At 51.6% G+C, this 18160-nt stretch carries 11 protein-coding genes; 3 read left to right on the forward strand and 8 right to left on the reverse strand.

Features of this window, described 5'->3' with window-relative positions:
* From ACYVI1_RS28820 to ACYVI1_RS28840, 5 genes are all read right to left on the reverse strand, one after another.
* On the reverse strand, window positions 1-2508 hold a 2508-nt coding region (locus ACYVI1_RS28820; protein ID WP_460914854.1), incomplete at its 3' end, for a ligand-binding sensor domain-containing protein.
* Window positions 2509-2646: 138 nt separating this feature from the next.
* Entirely contained in the window at window positions 2647-2895 is a 249-nt protein-coding gene (locus tag ACYVI1_RS28825; protein WP_460914856.1) for a hypothetical protein, read from the reverse strand.
* Between the two features lie 388 nt (window positions 2896-3283).
* Complete coding sequence (locus tag ACYVI1_RS28830; protein WP_460914858.1) at window positions 3284-4168, reverse strand: NAD(P)H-binding protein; 885 nt, start codon at window positions 4166-4168, stop codon at window positions 3284-3286.
* Window positions 4169-4261: 93 nt separating this feature from the next.
* Complete coding sequence (locus ACYVI1_RS28835) at window positions 4262-4489, reverse strand: hypothetical protein (protein ID WP_460914859.1); 228 nt, start codon at window positions 4487-4489, stop codon at window positions 4262-4264.
* A 50-nt stretch (window positions 4490-4539) separates the two neighbouring features.
* Window positions 4540-5007 carry a MarR family winged helix-turn-helix transcriptional regulator gene (locus ACYVI1_RS28840; protein ID WP_460914860.1) on the reverse strand — a complete coding sequence of 156 codons (468 nt, stop codon included), beginning with the start codon at window positions 5005-5007 and terminating at the stop codon, window positions 4540-4542.
* A gap of 214 nt (window positions 5008-5221) precedes the next feature.
* Between ACYVI1_RS28840 and ACYVI1_RS28845 the strand changes: the two genes are divergently transcribed.
* Window positions 5222-6256: a Gfo/Idh/MocA family protein gene (locus ACYVI1_RS28845; RefSeq protein WP_460914862.1), complete on the forward strand. Its 1035-nt coding sequence runs from the start codon at window positions 5222-5224 to the stop codon at window positions 6254-6256.
* A gap of 236 nt (window positions 6257-6492) precedes the next feature.
* Here ACYVI1_RS28845 and ctlX read toward each other — a convergent pair whose 3' ends face one another.
* From ctlX to ACYVI1_RS28860, 3 genes are all read right to left on the reverse strand, one after another.
* Entirely contained in the window at window positions 6493-7422 is a 930-nt protein-coding gene (ctlX, locus tag ACYVI1_RS28850) for a citrulline utilization hydrolase CtlX (protein ID WP_460914864.1), read from the reverse strand.
* Window positions 7423-7559: 137 nt separating this feature from the next.
* Window positions 7560-8549 carry a Kelch repeat-containing protein gene (locus ACYVI1_RS28855; RefSeq protein WP_460914865.1) on the reverse strand — a complete coding sequence of 330 codons (990 nt, stop codon included), beginning with the start codon at window positions 8547-8549 and terminating at the stop codon, window positions 7560-7562.
* A gap of 227 nt (window positions 8550-8776) precedes the next feature.
* A complete protein-coding gene (locus ACYVI1_RS28860; RefSeq protein WP_460914867.1) occupies window positions 8777-10279 on the reverse strand; it encodes an arginine deiminase family protein in 1503 nt (500 codons plus the stop codon).
* 777 nt (window positions 10280-11056) lie between these two features.
* On the opposite strand from ACYVI1_RS28860, the gene ACYVI1_RS28865 reads away from it, so the two are divergent.
* Both ACYVI1_RS28865 and ACYVI1_RS28870 read left to right on the forward strand, forming a co-directional pair.
* The gene (locus ACYVI1_RS28865; RefSeq protein ID WP_460914869.1) at window positions 11057-16375 is read left to right on the forward strand and encodes an SdrD B-like domain-containing protein; all 5319 of its coding nucleotides are present in this window, start codon (window positions 11057-11059) and stop codon (window positions 16373-16375) included.
* A 534-nt stretch (window positions 16376-16909) separates the two neighbouring features.
* Window positions 16910-18160, forward strand: a 1251-nt coding sequence (locus ACYVI1_RS28870; RefSeq protein ID WP_460914871.1) for a DUF11 domain-containing protein, incomplete at its 3' end; no start/stop codon positions are given.

Raw genomic sequence — 18160 nt, forward strand, 5'->3', positions numbered from 1 at the left:
CTCCAGGCCCCGGTTGGTGAGCAGGTAGTTCTGGACCGAGTTGAGGCTATTGAACAGAAAGTGAGGGTTCATCTGGGCCTGCAGGGCTTTGAGCCGCCACTGGGCCACCTGCAGGTCGAGTCGGTTTCGTTCGGCCAGGGTGTTGACCCGCCAGCGCATCATGGCCACCAGCAGACCCGCAATGAACAGACCAATCAAGGCTCTGAAAAACCACGTATTGGTGAAATAAGGCTTCACCGTTACCTGAAGAAGTAAGGGTGTGGTGGTCTGTATACCAAAGTTATTACTGCTTCTGACGCGCAGGGTGTAGGCGCGGGCGGGCAGGTTGGTGAACGAAACGGTATGCTGGTTGCCCAGGTCGACCCAGGCAGGGTCAAATCCTTCCAGTTGATAGCTAAACACATTTTGGGAAGTAGGCTCAAAGTTAAGGGTGGAGAAGTTGAGGGTGATGGCGTTCTCATCGGGCTGGAGCACAATGGGCTGGGTGAGGTCCTGGTGGCGTGTTTTACCTTTCACCTGAACCGAACTGATGGCGATGCGCGGAATAACCTTAGCATGACTCACCGCATTCATGTCTATTATATTCAGCGCATTCACATGCCCCAGGATTAACTCATTCGCCCCATTTTTCAGAAACCCAACCGGCGAATTGCTGTGTAACCCTTCAATGGTGGTGAGGTAACGAATGGCGTGGGTTTGGGGATTGGCTATGTTGATGCCTTCGTTGGTACTAAACCAGAGGTTCTTATCGGGCGCTTCGGTAATGTTGGCACAGTAGGTGTCGATTAGAGCGTCGGTTTTGAACTCAAACGTAGACAAAATCTGGCCCGTCGCCGAAATTTTCGATACGCCCCCCCAACTGGCAATCAGAATGGAACCGTCGGCGGTCTGCTGCATCCCGTTGATGCACTCTCCGCCGATGATACGACCTTTATTACCGGGCAACGATTCGATGTTGACGAATCTGGCTTGTTTTTCATCGAAAAAAAATAATCCTCTTGAGCAGGTAGCTACCCAAATGCGCCCATCAATGCCTTCCAAAACCCCTTTCGAGTAGGTGAAATGTACTAATTTTTGACCCTCTTTTTCAGACCAGAGTTTTACTTCCCGGTTCGTGAGGGGGTCAATTACTTTTAGCCCTTCATTCAGATTGGCAATCCAGAATCGTCCTTTTCGGTCAACAAGTCCATCGCGAAAATCGGTGTTCTTAAACAGGCGGGCGGCTGGTTGCCAGACCGAAAAACGGCCTTTTATACCGTCGCCCACAAAAATACCTTTATCCGTAAACGCAAAGAGCCGCCCCCGAATCCACCGCAATTGCTGGGTGAGTGCGTCAACAGGATACGGGAGCAGGCGGAATTGATTGGTGGTGGGTTGCCAGTTCAACACGCCCGAATGTGACAGGCCCAGCAGATAGGCCTTCGTAGGTGAGGGAAGAACACTGGTGATCTGAACAGGTAACCGAACGACGTGAGCTGGCAAATCGACGGTTCGAATGCCCACATTCCGGTAGCGGTATTTATAGATGCCTTCGCGGGTCCCAATCCACAGGATACCGTTGGCTTTGTCGTCGTACATATCCTTGACCTGAATGCCATTGTTATAGAACTGGGGCAGATGGTACAGTTGATTCTGGTCGGGATAAAAAACGCGGATGCCATCATCGGTGCCGACTACCAGTATTTTCCGACCATTTTCATCCTGCGATTCCCTGGCGCACATCACCTTTAGATGCTCGAACCCCGTTTTCCAAATCCTGAACGACTGGCTCTCCGGGGAAAACCAAACCAATCCGTACTCATAACCACCAATCCAAAGGTCACCCCGTGCGTCGGCAGATGCTTTAGCTAAGCGAATGGGTATCCGGTTTTGGGGCAAAATGGCTTCCCTACCCAGCAGACAGACGAGTTTGTCGTGCTGGCGGTCATAGCGATACAGGCCAATTTCTGAAATGATCCAAAGCGTGTGCCGGTCATCCTCAAAAAAGCTGGCATACTGATACACATCTCCGCCCGACACGGTTAAGGAGAATGTGTACCGATGAAGTTTTTTGGTGATTGGGTTATAGCGTTTTACCGAGCTATAGTCGCACACCCATACCTGGTCGTAGCTGTCAACCATACTCTGCTCGTGCAGGTCATTGGTTGGGTCGGCATCATCATAATTGTTCTTTTCTATAGTCGTTACGGTGAGGGTTTTTGCATCAATTTTACAGAGACCCTTCGTATCATTGGACGTATAGATATCGCCTTTAGAGTCTGTCGAAACCCCGGAGCAATAGCCCAGTTTAAGACTATCTAACCGCAGAAAACTGTACCCGTCGTAGCGGCAGATGTTACGTCCCGTACCGATCCACAAAAATCCCTGCCGATCTTTAGTCAAACACCACACATCGTTGGAAGGTAGCCCTTCTTTGGTTGTCAGGTGTTCAAGCTTTAGGCTGGGTAGTTGAGCATGAGTCTCCCAACAGGCACTAAAAATCAGCAGGGAAACAGCGACATACCGCATATATTGATTGTTGACGTGCAGGATTTGAGTAACTCTATCGTTTGTTGATTCCTGACTGTAAGCACGACCCGACACTAACCAAATAACCCAGGAACCAATTAACTACTTATCGGTAAATTACGAGATTAGCACAAGCTGTCAGCGTACTACTGAGCGTTCTCGTTTTTTTCGTTCATTAAGCGGCTTAAGCCGATTTCCCGATGCCTTCACAAACCCCGTATCAATTGCTGGCCCGCCGGTAGCCGTAGCAAACGCACCTGCCAACGCGGCTGATTCTGCTAAGGACGACACTCGCCTTGACCGGGTATACTCCTGCTGTCGGTTCACTAATTTACTGCCTGCCAGAAATAAACCCACCAATATCAGGTAGGTAGCGAATGATTTCATGGACTTATCCATTAAAAAAGACCAGCGTAAGGAGAAACCAGGCGACCCAGTCGAAACGCCATTCAGGGAAGTGCCGTAATCCTTCTCTGAAAGACTTCGACAGAGCCATTTTTGTGAAATACCCACCCCGTTCCATACTCGTATTTGCTGTTAATAAGCTGACTAAATGGCCCTAAAATTGGGCAAAAATCCGGCCTTATTTAATCAGATTGGCAAACGGGGCCAATCGGGAAGAAACCGGTAGATTTAACTTGATATACGGCAGACTGAGGGCATAAAAAAACGCGTCCCCAGTGGGGACACGTTTACCGTATTTTTAAACAGCTCCAAAAACAAACCCTTTATGTGTGCCGTGGAGTCGGTGGGGTTCCTAATCTCACAAAGGTTCTTAAGCGTTAAACGCCGGGGCAAACTCGTTTTTAGCGAATTCTTCCAGCTTTATTTTACTATATTCAGGCTTGTTTCTGAAGAAATCAGCCTGCATTTTGCCCTCCCGAAGCGACTGCCCCATGGTGGTATAGGCCGTTGCCATTTCTTCATTTAAACCTGCCTGTAGCATTCCCTGCGTGTTCTGATCATCCGGGAAGATAACCCAGGGCATTTCGGGTTTACCAACGGCTTCGCCCAGCACACGGGCAATCTCGGCGCCGGTTCGTTCATCGCTGGCGATATAGCGCACCTGATGACCCGTGAAATCCAGATTCAGCAATTCCTGCAAGGCAACCTCAGCAATATCATCGGTGTGTGTCAATACCAGCGTATCCTCGCCAAAGTTGGCCCCCATGATGCCCATGTTTTTCACCATACCAATCATGCCAAACAGATTATACATGAAGTATGACGGGCGCAGAAACTTGCTGTTCAGCCCTTCGACCTTCGCCAGTTTGTGTTCGGCATCGTAGAGACCATCCACCGGCCCCACGCCTTCGCCCAAATCGGCGCCAACACTGCTCAACAATACGGCAAATCGAACGTCATTAGCCTGAATAGCTGCAATGTAGTTGTCGACAACCTGGTTCTGAAACGCACGCCAGCCCGAAACGCCCCATTTAGCCGGAATGAGCAGATAAACAGCATCGGCTTCGGCAAACGCCTGTTTCAGAAAAGCCGCATCTTCAACACTCCCAATAGCAGCCTTAGCGCCTAAAGCTTCGATAGCGCCCTCATTTTCGGGCTTGCTGGTAATAACGGTAACAGTATGCCCCGCCTGAACGAGTCCTTCGGTAATGGGTTTTCCGGTGTGGCCCAGAGAGCCGGTAATGACGTAATGCATAGTTGGTAGAAATAGGGGTTAATGAATCATGTAAAATGAATCATGTAAAATGAACAATAGGAATCAGCAGCATTGTTGATTGTCCATTGTTCATTAAAAAAGCAGCTTCCAGCCGTTGAAAAACAGGTCTTTGCCCGGCTGCCCTGACCAGTGATGTTGATCGGTTGTCGCGGCACTTGTTTCGTCGGCTACGGGCAACGTGACCGCTTTCTGCACAACAACTGCCGAAATGCCCTTCTCCGCTAATGAGCGGCAAATATCTTTTGTGTTTTCTGTTACGTGTCCACTGGCAAACCCTACCGTTTTCTCGTTTGTTTTCATGGCTGTTGATTGAGTTGTATGTGCAAACAATTTTAGTAACAAATTAAGTATCAGGCTCTATCGCCCAGTGCCTGAGCGGCTTTGAAAACCTGTTGCGTTAGCTGGCAAACGTTGGTTTCGCCAATCACCTGCGAATAGCGTTGGCCTACCCGGCTCCAGGCTTCAGCAATTTCGGGCTGTAGGGCTTCTCCTTCAGCAGTTGGGTATATCAGCGTTTTTTTGCCTTCCGACTCCCGCCGAACTAAGCGTTTCTGTTCTAATTTTTCAACTAACCGGGTAATGGTCGATGGAGTCAGGTATAAGGTTTCGCTTAGTTCCGTTGGGGTTATACCGGGCTGAGCAACCACCTCGCAGAGCAGATAAGCGTGTGAGTAGCACATACCCAGACGACCAAACTCTTCGTCGCCAATGGCCGTGATGGCGCGGGCCAGCGCGTTGGCTGAAAACAGCAAACAGGCACTGTACCGGGTCACGGCTTTCTCTCCGTCAGCTACAGCAATTGTTTTTTCAATGTTCATGGTGTCCTTTGCCTTACGGTCAGGACAAAGGTAAAATAGGATAGTTGTATGTGCAAACAAAAGTTCTAAAAATTTTGGAATGGCCATACCAATGCCTTTCCTGATGCTGACACAACCTGAGCTATGAATGCCTGCCTGGCTTCGGTGCAGTATATTCGGTCATTTATGGCCGGAGCAGCTTCGGCCTAAACCAAATTTTCGCGTTCTTTACGGTATGTCTAAACGCAGCGTAGCTCTAATCGGAGGGGGTAATATTGCCGATAACAACCATATTCCAGCCCTAAGAGGCTTGCCTGACCGGGTTGAGATTGTAGCGGTTTGCGGCCGCGATCTGGCTAAAGCCCGCGCCTTAGCCAACAAACACGGCATTCTCCATGCGTTTGACAATACGAAGGAACTTTATCAACAGTGCACGCCCGATGTTGTGGTTATCAGCACACCCAATTACCTGCACCATCCACAAACGATTGAAGCGCTGACGCACAATTGCCATGTTTTCTGCGAGAAACCACCCGCACTGACTGCCCAAAACGCCCGCGAAATGGCCAGCCTGGCGGTTGAAAAGAACCGCATACTGGCTTATAATTTTCAACTTCGGCAGTCAGCCGAGTGGGCGTTATTGACACGTTGCAAAGTCGATGGACTACTGGGTGACATTTATCACATTAAGGCCCACTTTCTGCGCCGGCGAGGCATACCGGGCTGGGGTTATTTTACCAATAAGGCCATGCAGGGTGGTGGGGCGCTCATCGACCTCGGCGTTCATGTGCTCGACCTGGCCCTTTTTGCCTTAGACTACCCAACCCCCGCGCAGGTGCTGGGCAATACCTACGATTTTATCGGCAAAACGGGCGGGAAAGGGCTACTGGGAGCCTGGAATCCACAGACCTTTGAGGTCGACGATGCAGCAATGGCCTACCTGTCGTTTCCCAATAAAGCGTCCATTATGCTATCGGCCTCGTTTGCGCTCAACACCCAGGCCGACAAAGACCGCAATCTGGAAATTTTTGGTACGAAAGGGGGCGTTAAGCTGTTTCCCTTTACGCTTCATACCGAATTGATGGGTGAACTGGCCGATATTCGATTTCCGTATCTCGAAGAGGTGGATATGCAACGGAAGAACACGGAGGCATTTCTGGATGCCTGCGAAGGAAAACCCTCGAACGTATGTACGGCCCAACAGGGTGCGATTTTGCAGGAAATTGTCGAACGCATTTACCAGTCAGCGGAGGCTAAAGGTCAGCTTTAGTCTGCCTCTATCCGGCCTGCCGAATGGTTGGTTCGCCAATGCCTGAACTACCTGCCCAACGGCATAATCGGGTTCGTGATGGTGGCTATTTCGCGGCTGTGAGGTCAAGCCTGAGCACGACAATTAACGCGCTGGCGGCTGTGACAATGGAAGATTTTATGATTCGTGCCTGCAAACTCACCGAACCGCAAACCTGGGTTATTCGCAGTGAGCCAACGCCTTATCGGTTTTTGTTTTTACTTCCTCGGCAAATGCACCTCGGCCATCATGCACCGCGCCGAACCGCCCCCGTTGCCTTCAATCATCGACAGGTCGAAGTGAATCAGGGTGGCATAATCGTCTAACTGATCGAGTTGCTTCGCGGTCAGTGACTCGAAGGCACGGGTCGACATGACCAATAGTTTCTGGCCCTTCTTCGTCTTTACCATCAGCATATTGCCCGCAAAACTGGCCATCTGCTGGAGCGAAATATCGATGACGCTTTTGTTCAGCTTTTCGAGTTCCTGACGCACCATCAGCCGTTCGTCGGGATTGCTGATAGCCGACAGGCACACCACCGCGAACATATCGCCGATGCACATCAGCACATTGGTATGATAGATAGCTTTTCCATTCGCATCGGCAGTCTCGAAGGAAACAATGCGGTAGCCCGTCTGACGGCTGAACTCGGCCAGCACATCGGGGTGCGTTCGGGGCGACAGGCAGGCAAAGGCCACGCGGTTCATCCGGTCGAGGATCATACTGCCCGTGCCTTCCAGAAATTTCCCTTCCTGCTCAAAATGGGTCAGGTCAACAACTTTGGCCACATGAAACCGCTTGCTGAGGTCATCAATAATATCCTGCCGACGTTCGAGCCGCCGGTTTTCGGCTTGCATCGGGTAGAGCACAACGGTTCCGCTGGCGTGAAACGACACCCAGTTGTTGGGAAAAATGGAGTCGGGCGTGTAGGGGTCGATGGTATCGTCATACACCATTACGTCCACGCCCAGTGCCTGGAGCTGTCGTGCCATCTCATCGAACTCCCGCCGGGCATCGTCCTGGGCTACGTCTTTCGTTTGCGCGGCCAGTTTAATGTCCTGAAACGCATTCGAGTCAGCCGTTTCGGTGTTGAAACCGAAATTAACCGGACGAATCATTAAAATACGGGAAGTAGCCTGTGATTGCATGAACAAATTGCCGTTTGTGGGTCAGTACGTAGGTAATTCGACCGAAGCCGCGTACTGTTTTTGCGAGCAAGTTAATACAATCCGGCTATTTGTTCAATGGGCTGTTGGGTTTGCAAAAAGCTTAGAAGCTATTGACGTTACCGGATTCTGGTAACTGCGACCGATATACACCGCCCTGTCAGACATTGGCCATGCATATAAATTAGATTAGCGCCTTCCCGATCCCATAACTTGTTCGGCGGGGGAGGCAAGGTTTCCCAGGTACTGGTACCAAGATTATATCCGTAAAATGTGTCGCCCCCTGCAGTAGCGTAAATCTTGTTACCATCGGTCGTTATACTCCAGATATCAAAAGGAGCCTCAACCGGAGATGTTCCGGGAAGAGTAGTCCAGGTGTCGGTAGCTATCGTATAGCGGTAGAGCTGGTCACTGGTTCCCAGCACATAAATGTAATCCTTAGTCGTGGCTGATAGCGATCTTAAGTTTCCGGGAGGGGTCGCTTTCGGCAAAAAACTCATACTACTTTCATCCCAGAGCGCGAATGAATTACCTTGAATACCATACAGCGAAGAGCCAGCCGCGACAAGGGCATAAACCTGGGCAACCGTAGACAAACGGGTGATCGAATCTGATTGCAGGTTACGTCGATAAAAGGCATACTGTAAACAGCCAGGGTTTAGTGAATCAGGGGGGGTACAGAATTCTGATAAAAAATAGTAAAAATTAATGCCTGTTGCGTTAAAAATCGGGCCTGTTCCTACTATCGGTCGTTTATCAGGTAAAGCTTGCCAGCCGTTGCCTGTGTGCTGTTTGGCGAAATCGTACCGAAATAACTGAACTGATCCTCGCTTAGGTTCAGTTATCCCACTTGTATAGATATAAGTACTATCCGTGAACAGTGGTTTAGAGCCATCGAAAAGAAAAGGAATATTACTCAGAGACGCCCATTTATTCGTAGGAATATCATATCGGTAGAAACCACGGGTACCTGTTACTCCCTGCTTAACATAAATCTGGGCGTTGGCTTTGGAAAAGACACCTATAAATAGTAGCAATAGTCCAACCAAACAACCTGATCGAATGAGGGTTGGCCGTAATTTTTCTGTAAAACGTACACTTAATTTCATAAAGTCTTATAGCGGTTAGTTAGCGCTCGTCCTGGCGGAACAAAGCAACTAATCTCAAGCAAATTTTGTGCCTGATAACACGCTAATTTCCGACAAATAATTATACGATTTTAAGAAGGTATAAACCAGACACAAATCGTCTAAATGCCTTTTTTCAAACCTGTGCCCTGATTAATGAATGAGCCATCGAGGATCGTGGCATAGATTTTGAATAATGGGCAGGCTTGTCAAACTTCCTCCCGCAGCAGGGGCAAACTCATGCAGTGCGAGCCACCCCGTGCCCGGCTCAGCTCGGCGGAAGGCAGCATGATAAAGGTGTTCTGAATGGTTTCGGGCGAGGATTCCCCGCGCTCAAAACGCGCCAGCAGTTTAGCCGCTCCAATCACCTCAAACCCGGCCGCCCGGAAGGCATCAGCCGTTTTTTCGTTCCGGTCGTAGCCCACCACAACGCCATCTTTCAGGGCCAGCAGGTTGCAGGAATCTGTCCACTGCTCCCGCGCGCCGAACGGAAACTCGTTGTTCCCCGAATAAATGAACTGTACGGGTTCAGTAGCGCCGAGGTCGTTTTTGCTGATGTCGGACAGCAGGTCTTCGAGGTTTTCGATTTCGATGGGTTTGTGCTCTAGGCCTTTGATGAACTGAAGAATTTTCAGGTCTTCCGACACGTCTTTGGGTGCAAAAAAGTGAATGACATCGCGTTTTTTGGCTTCGTCGCCTGTGCGGGCCAGCGACCCAAGCAACACCCATATGTTCCGCTTCACCTGCGTGAACACGGTGTCGATGTGCATGTAATCACGCTTTTTAGGAATCTTGAGAATGGTAACTGTGTCCACTATGTTTTTGCTGAACACTAATCGCATCACCTGCTGGGCGGCATAGAGCGTCGTGCGTTCGCTAACCCCAATCATCAAATGGCGTTTGGCAATCATCATCACGTCGCCCCCTTCGAGTGTTGAGCGGGTTACGTCGCGGTTAGTGTCGGCATCGGTCATCAAAAAGGCGTGTTCATTGTCGGGAATTTCAATGATTTTGTCCTGATAATCAGCAAACAGCGGGTGATTGAAGAAGATATACTGCGCTAACAGGGCCTCGCGGGTGCGGGCCAGTTTGGCGGGCTTATTAAGCAGAATATGGTCGTTGATAACGATGCCGATGTCGCGGGTAAAAATGAAATTCGGCAGGGGCGCAAACAGCATGGTCAGGTTGGGCAGCGACCCCGAAATCATGATTTTAGCCAGTTCAGCGGGTTCATACTGATTGAGTTCCTGCTGGGTGCGGAACGGCGTTCGTTCGATGCCACAGATGGCGGCAATCAGCCGGGTACGAATGACCTCGTCGGCCAGAATATCGGCCAGAAGAACCTGAATATCAACGACTTTGTCTGATTTAAAATAAGTGGGATCACCGGGCTTAAAAAACGAACGGTCCGAGTCAGGCCCGAGTTGATCGACTTTACCCCGCACCTTGTCGGGGTCCAGAAAATACAACAGAATCTTAACGTAGTAATCGTATTCGTCCCGGCGCATCATGTCCAGATGCACGATGTCTTCAAAGAGCCAGTCCTGCGCTTTCGACGGCACCACTTTGCCCAGCCCCCGGTCGGGGCTATGAATCAGTAACCGGCGAAGTGTGCCAATCTCCGACGAAACGTGGATGCGCGGGGTATTGGATTGAGACGAATTTTCAGCCGGATTTATTTCGGTAACAAAGGCATTTTGTTCATTTTTCATACAACAGAAGAGACCCGGCCTTTGGCACCGGGTTAGGCTTGCAAGGTACGGGTTTGGGTGAGTAAATAAAAAGTGGCTTGACCGGTCTGCTGAGGTATACGAGTGGGCAGTCGTTAATGAGTGAGACGCACCGACGCAGGCCATCAGCTTCGACCCTGGAGCCTGTACCGGAACGGTGATAAAACGGCTTCAGTCACACAGAGTTAACGTTTACGTTACAGCCTGTTAGTTATACTTTTTTACTATTGTATTACTTACAAATCACTACTATTTTACTTTTATGAGATAGTAGGTGGTAATAAGTTATAGTGTTGGCACAAGTTTTGATAAAGTAATCTATTTTTTGAAAAATATAGGTTACAATAGCCTATTCTATGCCGTATGGGCTGATTTATACTATAAACTTACGATTAGCCAATAAATGGCACATTGTTTGTCACTATACAGTTGATTTGTCACTATTTAGGTACGCGTTATTAAATCTACACAGGCTACATGAAACTGATTGCTACACTTTCCCAACTACCACCTACCTCGTTGTGTATGATTCTGGACTTCATAAACAAACTAACAGGAAGCAGGCCAGTAAGTAAACATCATTTCGGCACCAGCATGCCACTTACCCCATCGGTTATCCGCTACTAAGCGCAGACCGACTTTCCCCTTTTACAAACCACATTACCAGTCAATTACCTAACCCAATAATGGTAGGGAAACGTACCTATCAGGTACGTTTCCCTGTATTATGTCACCGTTTTATAAAATTATATGATAAATATGTACACACTAACAAACAGATTAAGTTATTGGATAACGCTGGTTATCCTATGCAGCATTTCGTCGGTTGTACAGGCACAGTCGTGCTCAATCAACATCAATCAGGTCACCGTTTCGGGATGTTACTCCGTAAGTGGCGCTAATCAGGCTACTGTCAGCGTAGAAGTGGCCTGGTCGAATGCGCCTGCTAACGACTACATTGTCGTCTCGACCGGGGCGCAGAGCCGAACCATTACGCCAGGCCTGATTTCGGTCACGTATCCGCAGGTAGTGGGTAGCCTTACTGGCCAGACGACCATTGTGACACCCCAGGTCGTTGCCTTCGAGGTAGATGCCAACGGGGCAACCGGGTCGATTACCGCGACTTTTGTCAACAACCCTACCTGCCAGACCACCAGCTCCTATACGGCTCCACCAGCCTGCCCGCCAACGGCCTGTGCGGGCACCAACCTGGGCGGTATGGTTTTTAAGGACTTCAACGACAATGGCCTGCACGAAGCGGGCGAGGGTGCCGGTTTGCCGGGATCTACGGTAAAAGCCATTGCCTGCGACGGCACTGTCTATTCAACCACCACCGACGCCTACGGCCGTTATAGCCTGCCCGTGCCAACGGGTAAATACCCGGTCCGGGTCGAGTTCAGCAATGTTATGTCTCCGTTTAATTTAGGTGTTAATGGGGCCGATTCGCGCTCAACCGTTCAGTTCGTTAACGGGCCCGACTGCACTGTTGATCTGGGCATTTTCAACCCGCTCGATTACTGCTCGAACACGCCCCAGATTTTTGTGCCCTGCTACGTCAATGGCGACCCGTTGATAGCGGGCAGTTCGGCTGCAGAATCCCCGGCATTTGTTAGCTTTCCCTATGGTGTTTCATCCCTGACGTTCGAGGGTGAGAACATGCTGGCGCTGGCCGGTCAGATCGGTACGACCTGGGGCGTGGCCTACAATAGAGCAACGAAGAAAATTTTCCAGAGTGCCGTGCTGAAACGCCACGCGGGTCTGGGACCGGCGGGGTTAGGTGGTATCTACGTAACCGACTTTACCAATCCAGGCTCGTCGACGACCACAACGTTTCTGAGCGTATCGGATATAGGCATCGACGTGGGTACCATTGCCAGTAATGCAGACCGGGGGCTACCCGGCGATAAAACCCAGTCCAGCTACGACCCACAGACCTTTAGCCAGATCGGCAAAATCGGGATTGGCGACCTCGAAATAACTGAGGATGGCAACAAGCTCTGGCTCATGAACCTGAACGACATGAAGTTGTACTCCATTGATATAACCCGGTATAATCAGGATGGCACAACCAAGCCGACGGCTGCCAATGTCAGTTCGTTTGCCGTACCGGCCAGTTGCACCAATGGCTCGTTCCGCCCCTGGGCGCTGAAAGTATACAATGGTAAAGTCTATGTGGGGGGCGTTTGCGACGCGCAGACATCGGGCAACAAATCGGACCTGCGGGCGTCGGTCTACGAACTCAACGGCTCCACATTCACCCAAATCTTCGACTTTCCGCTTACTTATCCCAAAGGGTATCCGGCCAGAGCCAGCCTGAACATAACCGGCTGGTTTCCCTGGACGGATACCTTTACTGACCTGCTGGATGGCACCAATCTGCGCCACCCGGTTCCTATTTTCACCGACATTGAATTTGATGTCGATGGCTCCATGGTGCTGGCCTTTGGCGACCGCACGGGCTTTCAGGGTGGCGACAGGAATTACCGCCCCGACGATTTGACCAGCACCACGCTTTACCAAACCAACTCACAGGCAGGTGATGTACTCCGGGCTTACTATTCCAATGGGGCATTTGTTCTGGAAAACAACGCCAAAGCCGGACCAGCCACCGGCTACGGTACCGATAACGCCCAGGGACCTGGCTTCGGCGAGTTTTATAACGACAACTGGATTCAGGAAAACGGAACTGTTCTTTACCACGCTGAGAATGCGATGGGTGGTCTGGCCCTGAAGCCGGGATCAGGTGAGGTTGTCGTTACGACCGTTGACCCGGTCGATCAGCACCCCTTTGCCGGGGGTGTGCGGTATCTGAACAACACAACGGGGCAGGTAACCGGCTCCTACGCCGTCTATATTACGCGGGGACCGGATGGCAGCCCAAACCCAGGTACCTTCGCCAAAGCGACCGGCTTAGGCGACATTGAATTAAGCTGCAACACCATCACACTGCTTGAAATTGGTAACCGGGTGTGGCAGGACAATGACCTCGACGGCGTACAGGATGCCTGCGAACCACCCCTGCCGAATGTAGTCGTTTCGCTCTATAAAAATGGAACCCTCGTGGCCACCACCACCACCGATGCCAGCGGTGAATATTATTTCTCCAGCAAAAGCAAACTCACTATCGGCAACTGGAACGGCACCGATGCCGACACAGCCCTGCTCGACAATACGGCCTATCAGGTTGTGTTTGGGAGCACACAATTTACCAGTAACCGACTAACCGTGGATGGTAAACCCTATGTGCTGACGCAGGCCAATAGCGCCACTACGAACGCGAACGACAGCAATGACTCCGATGCGCTGGTATCGATCCTATCCGGCGTTACGGCTCCGATTATCAGCCTGACAACGGGAGCGGTAGGGCAATCCAATCATACCTATGATGCCGGTTTTTATCCATTGGCCAGTTTGGGCGACTTCGTCTTCGAGGATGCCAACCGCAACGGCCAGCAGGATCCGGGCGACCTTCCAATTCCCGGTGTAACAGTGACGTTACTCTCCTCAGGGACGGTTGTAGCCACCACCACCACCAATGCGTCGGGCCTATATTCCTTCACGGGGCTGACACCGGGCGTACCGTATTCGGTCAGTTTCACAGCTCCGGCAGGCTACACCGCCACGCTCCAGAACACGGGCAACGACGCGAAAGACTCGGACGGCAATCCGATGACGGGCCTGACGGGCACCTATAGCCTGACGGCCGGTGAGAACAATCCCACCATTGACATGGGCTACGTTCGGCCTGCGTCATTAGGAAATTTCGTCTTTGTCGATACCAACAGAGATGGGCTGCAGGACGCAGGGGATACGCCGATTCTGGGCGTTGTGGTTACGCTGATCAGTAATGGTACCGTTGTAGCCACCACGACCACTAATGCGTCGGGCTTGTATAGTTTTACCGGCCTGACTCCCGGCGTACCCTACTCAGTGAGTTTTACCACGCCAACAGGCTACACCGCTACCACATCGAACACGGGCACCAACGATGCCATTGACTCTGACCCAGTGGGTGGCATTACCGCCCCGGTAACGCTGACTTCGGGCGAAAACAACACGACCCTCGACGCGGGCTTCTACCTGAAACCAGCCGGTTTGGGTGACTTCGTCTTCGTAGATGCCAACAAAAACGGCGTGCAGGATACGGGTGAATCGCCCATAGCCGGAGTAACCGTCACGCTCTATACCAATGGGGTCGTCTCGGCCACCACCACTACGAATGCCAGTGGGTTGTACTCCTTCACGGGTCTGACACCGGGTAGCAGTCTGTCGTATTCGGTGGGCTTCAGTGCTCCCGGAGGCTATACGGCCACAGCGGCTAACCAGGGCAGTGATGATGCGAAAGACTCCGACGCCGATGTGCTTACGGGTCGGACTCAATCCGTTACGCTGGCGCCGGGCGAGTTTAACCCCACCCTCGATGCGGGCTTCTATATCCCGTCGGCTTCGCTGGGCGATTTTGTCTTTGTCGATACGGACAAAGATGGGTTGCAGGACAGTGGCGAACCCGGCATTCCCGGCGTCGTGGTTGTGCTGCTGACTGGCACCAACACACCCGTTGGGTCGACAACCACCAATGCGTCGGGCCTCTACAGTTTCACAGGTTTAACGCCCGGCATCCCTTATTCGGTGAGTTTTGTGAGTCCGGCGGGTTACACCAGCACTTCGGCCAATCAGGGCGGCAACGATGCCCTGGATTCGGACGCTGACCCGCTCACGGGCAAGACGCAGAGCGTAACATTAGCGCCCGGCGAGAACAATCCCACTTTAGACGCGGGTTTCTATCTGCCCACGCTACCCAACGCAAGTTTAGGTGATTTCGTGTTCGAAGATATGAACCGCAATGGTCAGCAGGATACGGGCGAGCCGGGCATTCCTAACGCAACGGTGACGCTGATCAGTAATGGTACCGTTGTGGCCACCACGACCACCAATGCCAGTGGTCTGTATTCCTTCACGGGCCTGATCCCCGGTGTCCCCTACAGCGTGAGTTTCACCGCCCCGCCAGGGTATACAGCCACTGTCCAGAATTCGGGTAACGATGCCGCCGACTCCGATGGTAACCCAGCTACCGGCCTGACGGGCACCTATAGCTTAACTGCCAATGAGAACAATCCGACCGTCGATATGGGCTATTACCGGCCAGCGCCAATGCTGAGCATCGATAAACTTGTGGATAAGACCAAAGCGAAACTGGGCGATGTGCTAACCTATACGCTGGTACTGACCAATACGGGTACGGTTCCTGCCACTAACGTAGTTGTGCGGGATTCAAGTACAGCAGGACTTGCTTACGTAGCCAATTCGGCCACGGCTCCGGCTGGCACCACCTTCACCCAGGGAAGGCCCATCAGCACCTGGACGGTAGCAAATCTCCCAGCCGGTCAACGCCTGACGCTGACCTTCCAGGCCATCGCCGACAGTTCAGGGATTCTGTACAACCGGGCCACTATCCCCGGCGATACGGCCACCGTCTGCACCTCTATTCCCGTCAAGGTCTGCGCTGGGGAGGTCTTTACCGTCGAGTTAACGGCTGCATCAGGACGTACCTCCTACCGCTGGTTCCGCAATAATGTTGAGCTTGCCGGTCAAACCACCAACGTACTCAGCGTGACCTCCACCGGCACCTATAGCCTGGCTATCGACAACCAGACGGGTCTGTGCCCCGACTTTAGCTGCTGCCCCTTCATCGTTGAAGCCGATACGCTGCCCACCTTTGTGGCAATGGCCCTGCCCGGCACTTGCACCGGCAGCACCCCCCAGGCCACTGGCAAACTGGTGCTGAGCCAGTTTCGCCCCGGCTATACCTACCAGTATTCGCTGGGGACCGACTTCAACCCGGCGGCTTCGCTGTCGGGGGCGGCCCAGCCCATACCGGGCAGCGGGGTTTTGGTAAGTACTTTGGCTAATCCGACTACAGCCCAGGCCTACACGGTGCGGGTCTACAACTCCTCGGGCTGTTACACTGATGTGACAGTAGTTTTACTGCCCACCGTTTGCGAGTGTCCGGCACCGGTATGTGTGCCCGTTGTCGTTAGTCAGACTAAGCGGGCTAAACGGATTGGTGATGTTCGCTAAAGAGCAGTAAACCTATTGGTGACATGTTTTTCACAAAAAGGCCCTCCGACGTAACGGAGGGCCTTTTTGATGCTTTTTGGGAAACTGTCCAGGTTAACATATATGGCTTTCTGCCGCGTTAGAATACGCATGTTGTCTATCGCACATAGATCAGCCACTATAATCGGCTGGTGAGTCAAGTGTAAATAGCGCGTTTAATTAAACAGAGCTAAAAAATTTTTGAATAATATATATATACGATTGTACTTTTTCAGCAATAAGTTCTTAAAAACCCTTTCAACTTACTGATTATACTTGAGGCTACTGATTCTGGCATGTTATTTGGGATGTAAACGAATGTTACAAATAAGCTATTATGTGTAGCAATTTCGTATGAGAAAATATACCACAAAACGGTTTTCAGAAACATCTTTAGTAGTATTTGTTACCAAATTCATAGTTTTCTATGGATTGAACGAGTATTTATCCTATCCTTCGCAAGCATTGAGTCACGTTAAAGAACTCAATCGCGGAGTAAAGTCATTAAACTGGCTTTTGGTAGTTTCTCTAAGCTTACTGATAAGTATAGAAAGTCATGTCTGGGCGCAGGGTTCTCCAGGCACTCAGCTTGAACTGACAAAATCAGTTGATAAGGCAAAGGCCAGCCGGGGCGATCAGCTTACCTATAAACTCACACTGACCAATAAAGGCACGGCATCTGCCAGCAATGTTACGGTTCGTGACTCAAGTTCTACCGGGCTTCGCTATGTCACCAACTCAGCAACACCACCAGCAGGAACAACCTTCACGTCTGGCATACCGACCAGTATCTGGAAAGTTGGTACAATCAGCGCGGGGCAAAGCCTGACGCTGACCTTCCAGGCCATCGCCGACAGTTCGGGCGTTGTGCATAATAGAGCGACCATCCCCGGTGACACTGCCCAGGTCTGTACCTCCGTGCCTGTTAAGGTATGCACGGGCGATATATACACATTCGAACTGATGGTTAACCCCGGGCGTAGTAGCTACCGCTGGTTTAAGAATGATACGGAGCTTGCCGGTCAAACCACCAACGTACTCAGCGTGACCTCCACCGGCACCTATAGCCTGGCTATCGACAACCAGACGGGTCTGTGCCCCGACTTTAGCTGCTGCCCCTTCATCGTTGAAGCCGATACGCTGCCCACCTTTGTGGCAATGGCCCTGCCCGGCACTTGCACCGGCAGCACCCCCCAGGCCACTGGCAAACTGGTGCTGAGCCAGTTTCGCCCCGGCTATACCTACCAGTATTCGCTGGGGACCGACTTCAACCCGGCGGCTTCGCTGTCGGGGGCGGCCCAGCCCATACCGGGCAGCGGGGTTTTGGTAAGTACTTTGGCTAATCCGACTACAGCCCAGGCCTACACGGTGCGGGTCTACAACTCCTCGGGCTGTTACACTGATGTGACGGCGATGCTCATGCCATCGACCTGTTGTAGTGTAAGTGTAGTAGCAACCGCCGGACAGTGTACAACTGCAACAAACACCTATTCTTCAACGGCAATCGTAAAACTGACAAACCCCACGACGGGCACGCTGACGATTACGGATGGGCCAATCAGTCAAACATTTGTTACAACCGCTGCAAGTAGTGCTACTTACACCGCAACTTTCAGTGGCATCGCTTCGGACGGAAGTAGTCACAGCGTGACGGCCAGTTTGCCCGGTTGCGGTAGCACGACAACCACCTACACCGCCCCGGCCTCCTGCTCAGCTCCTGCCCCCCCAGGCCTGGCCCTCACCGTTGCCGACCCAGGCCTGTGCCAA

The sequence above is a fragment of the Spirosoma areae genome, assembly GCF_054781775.1.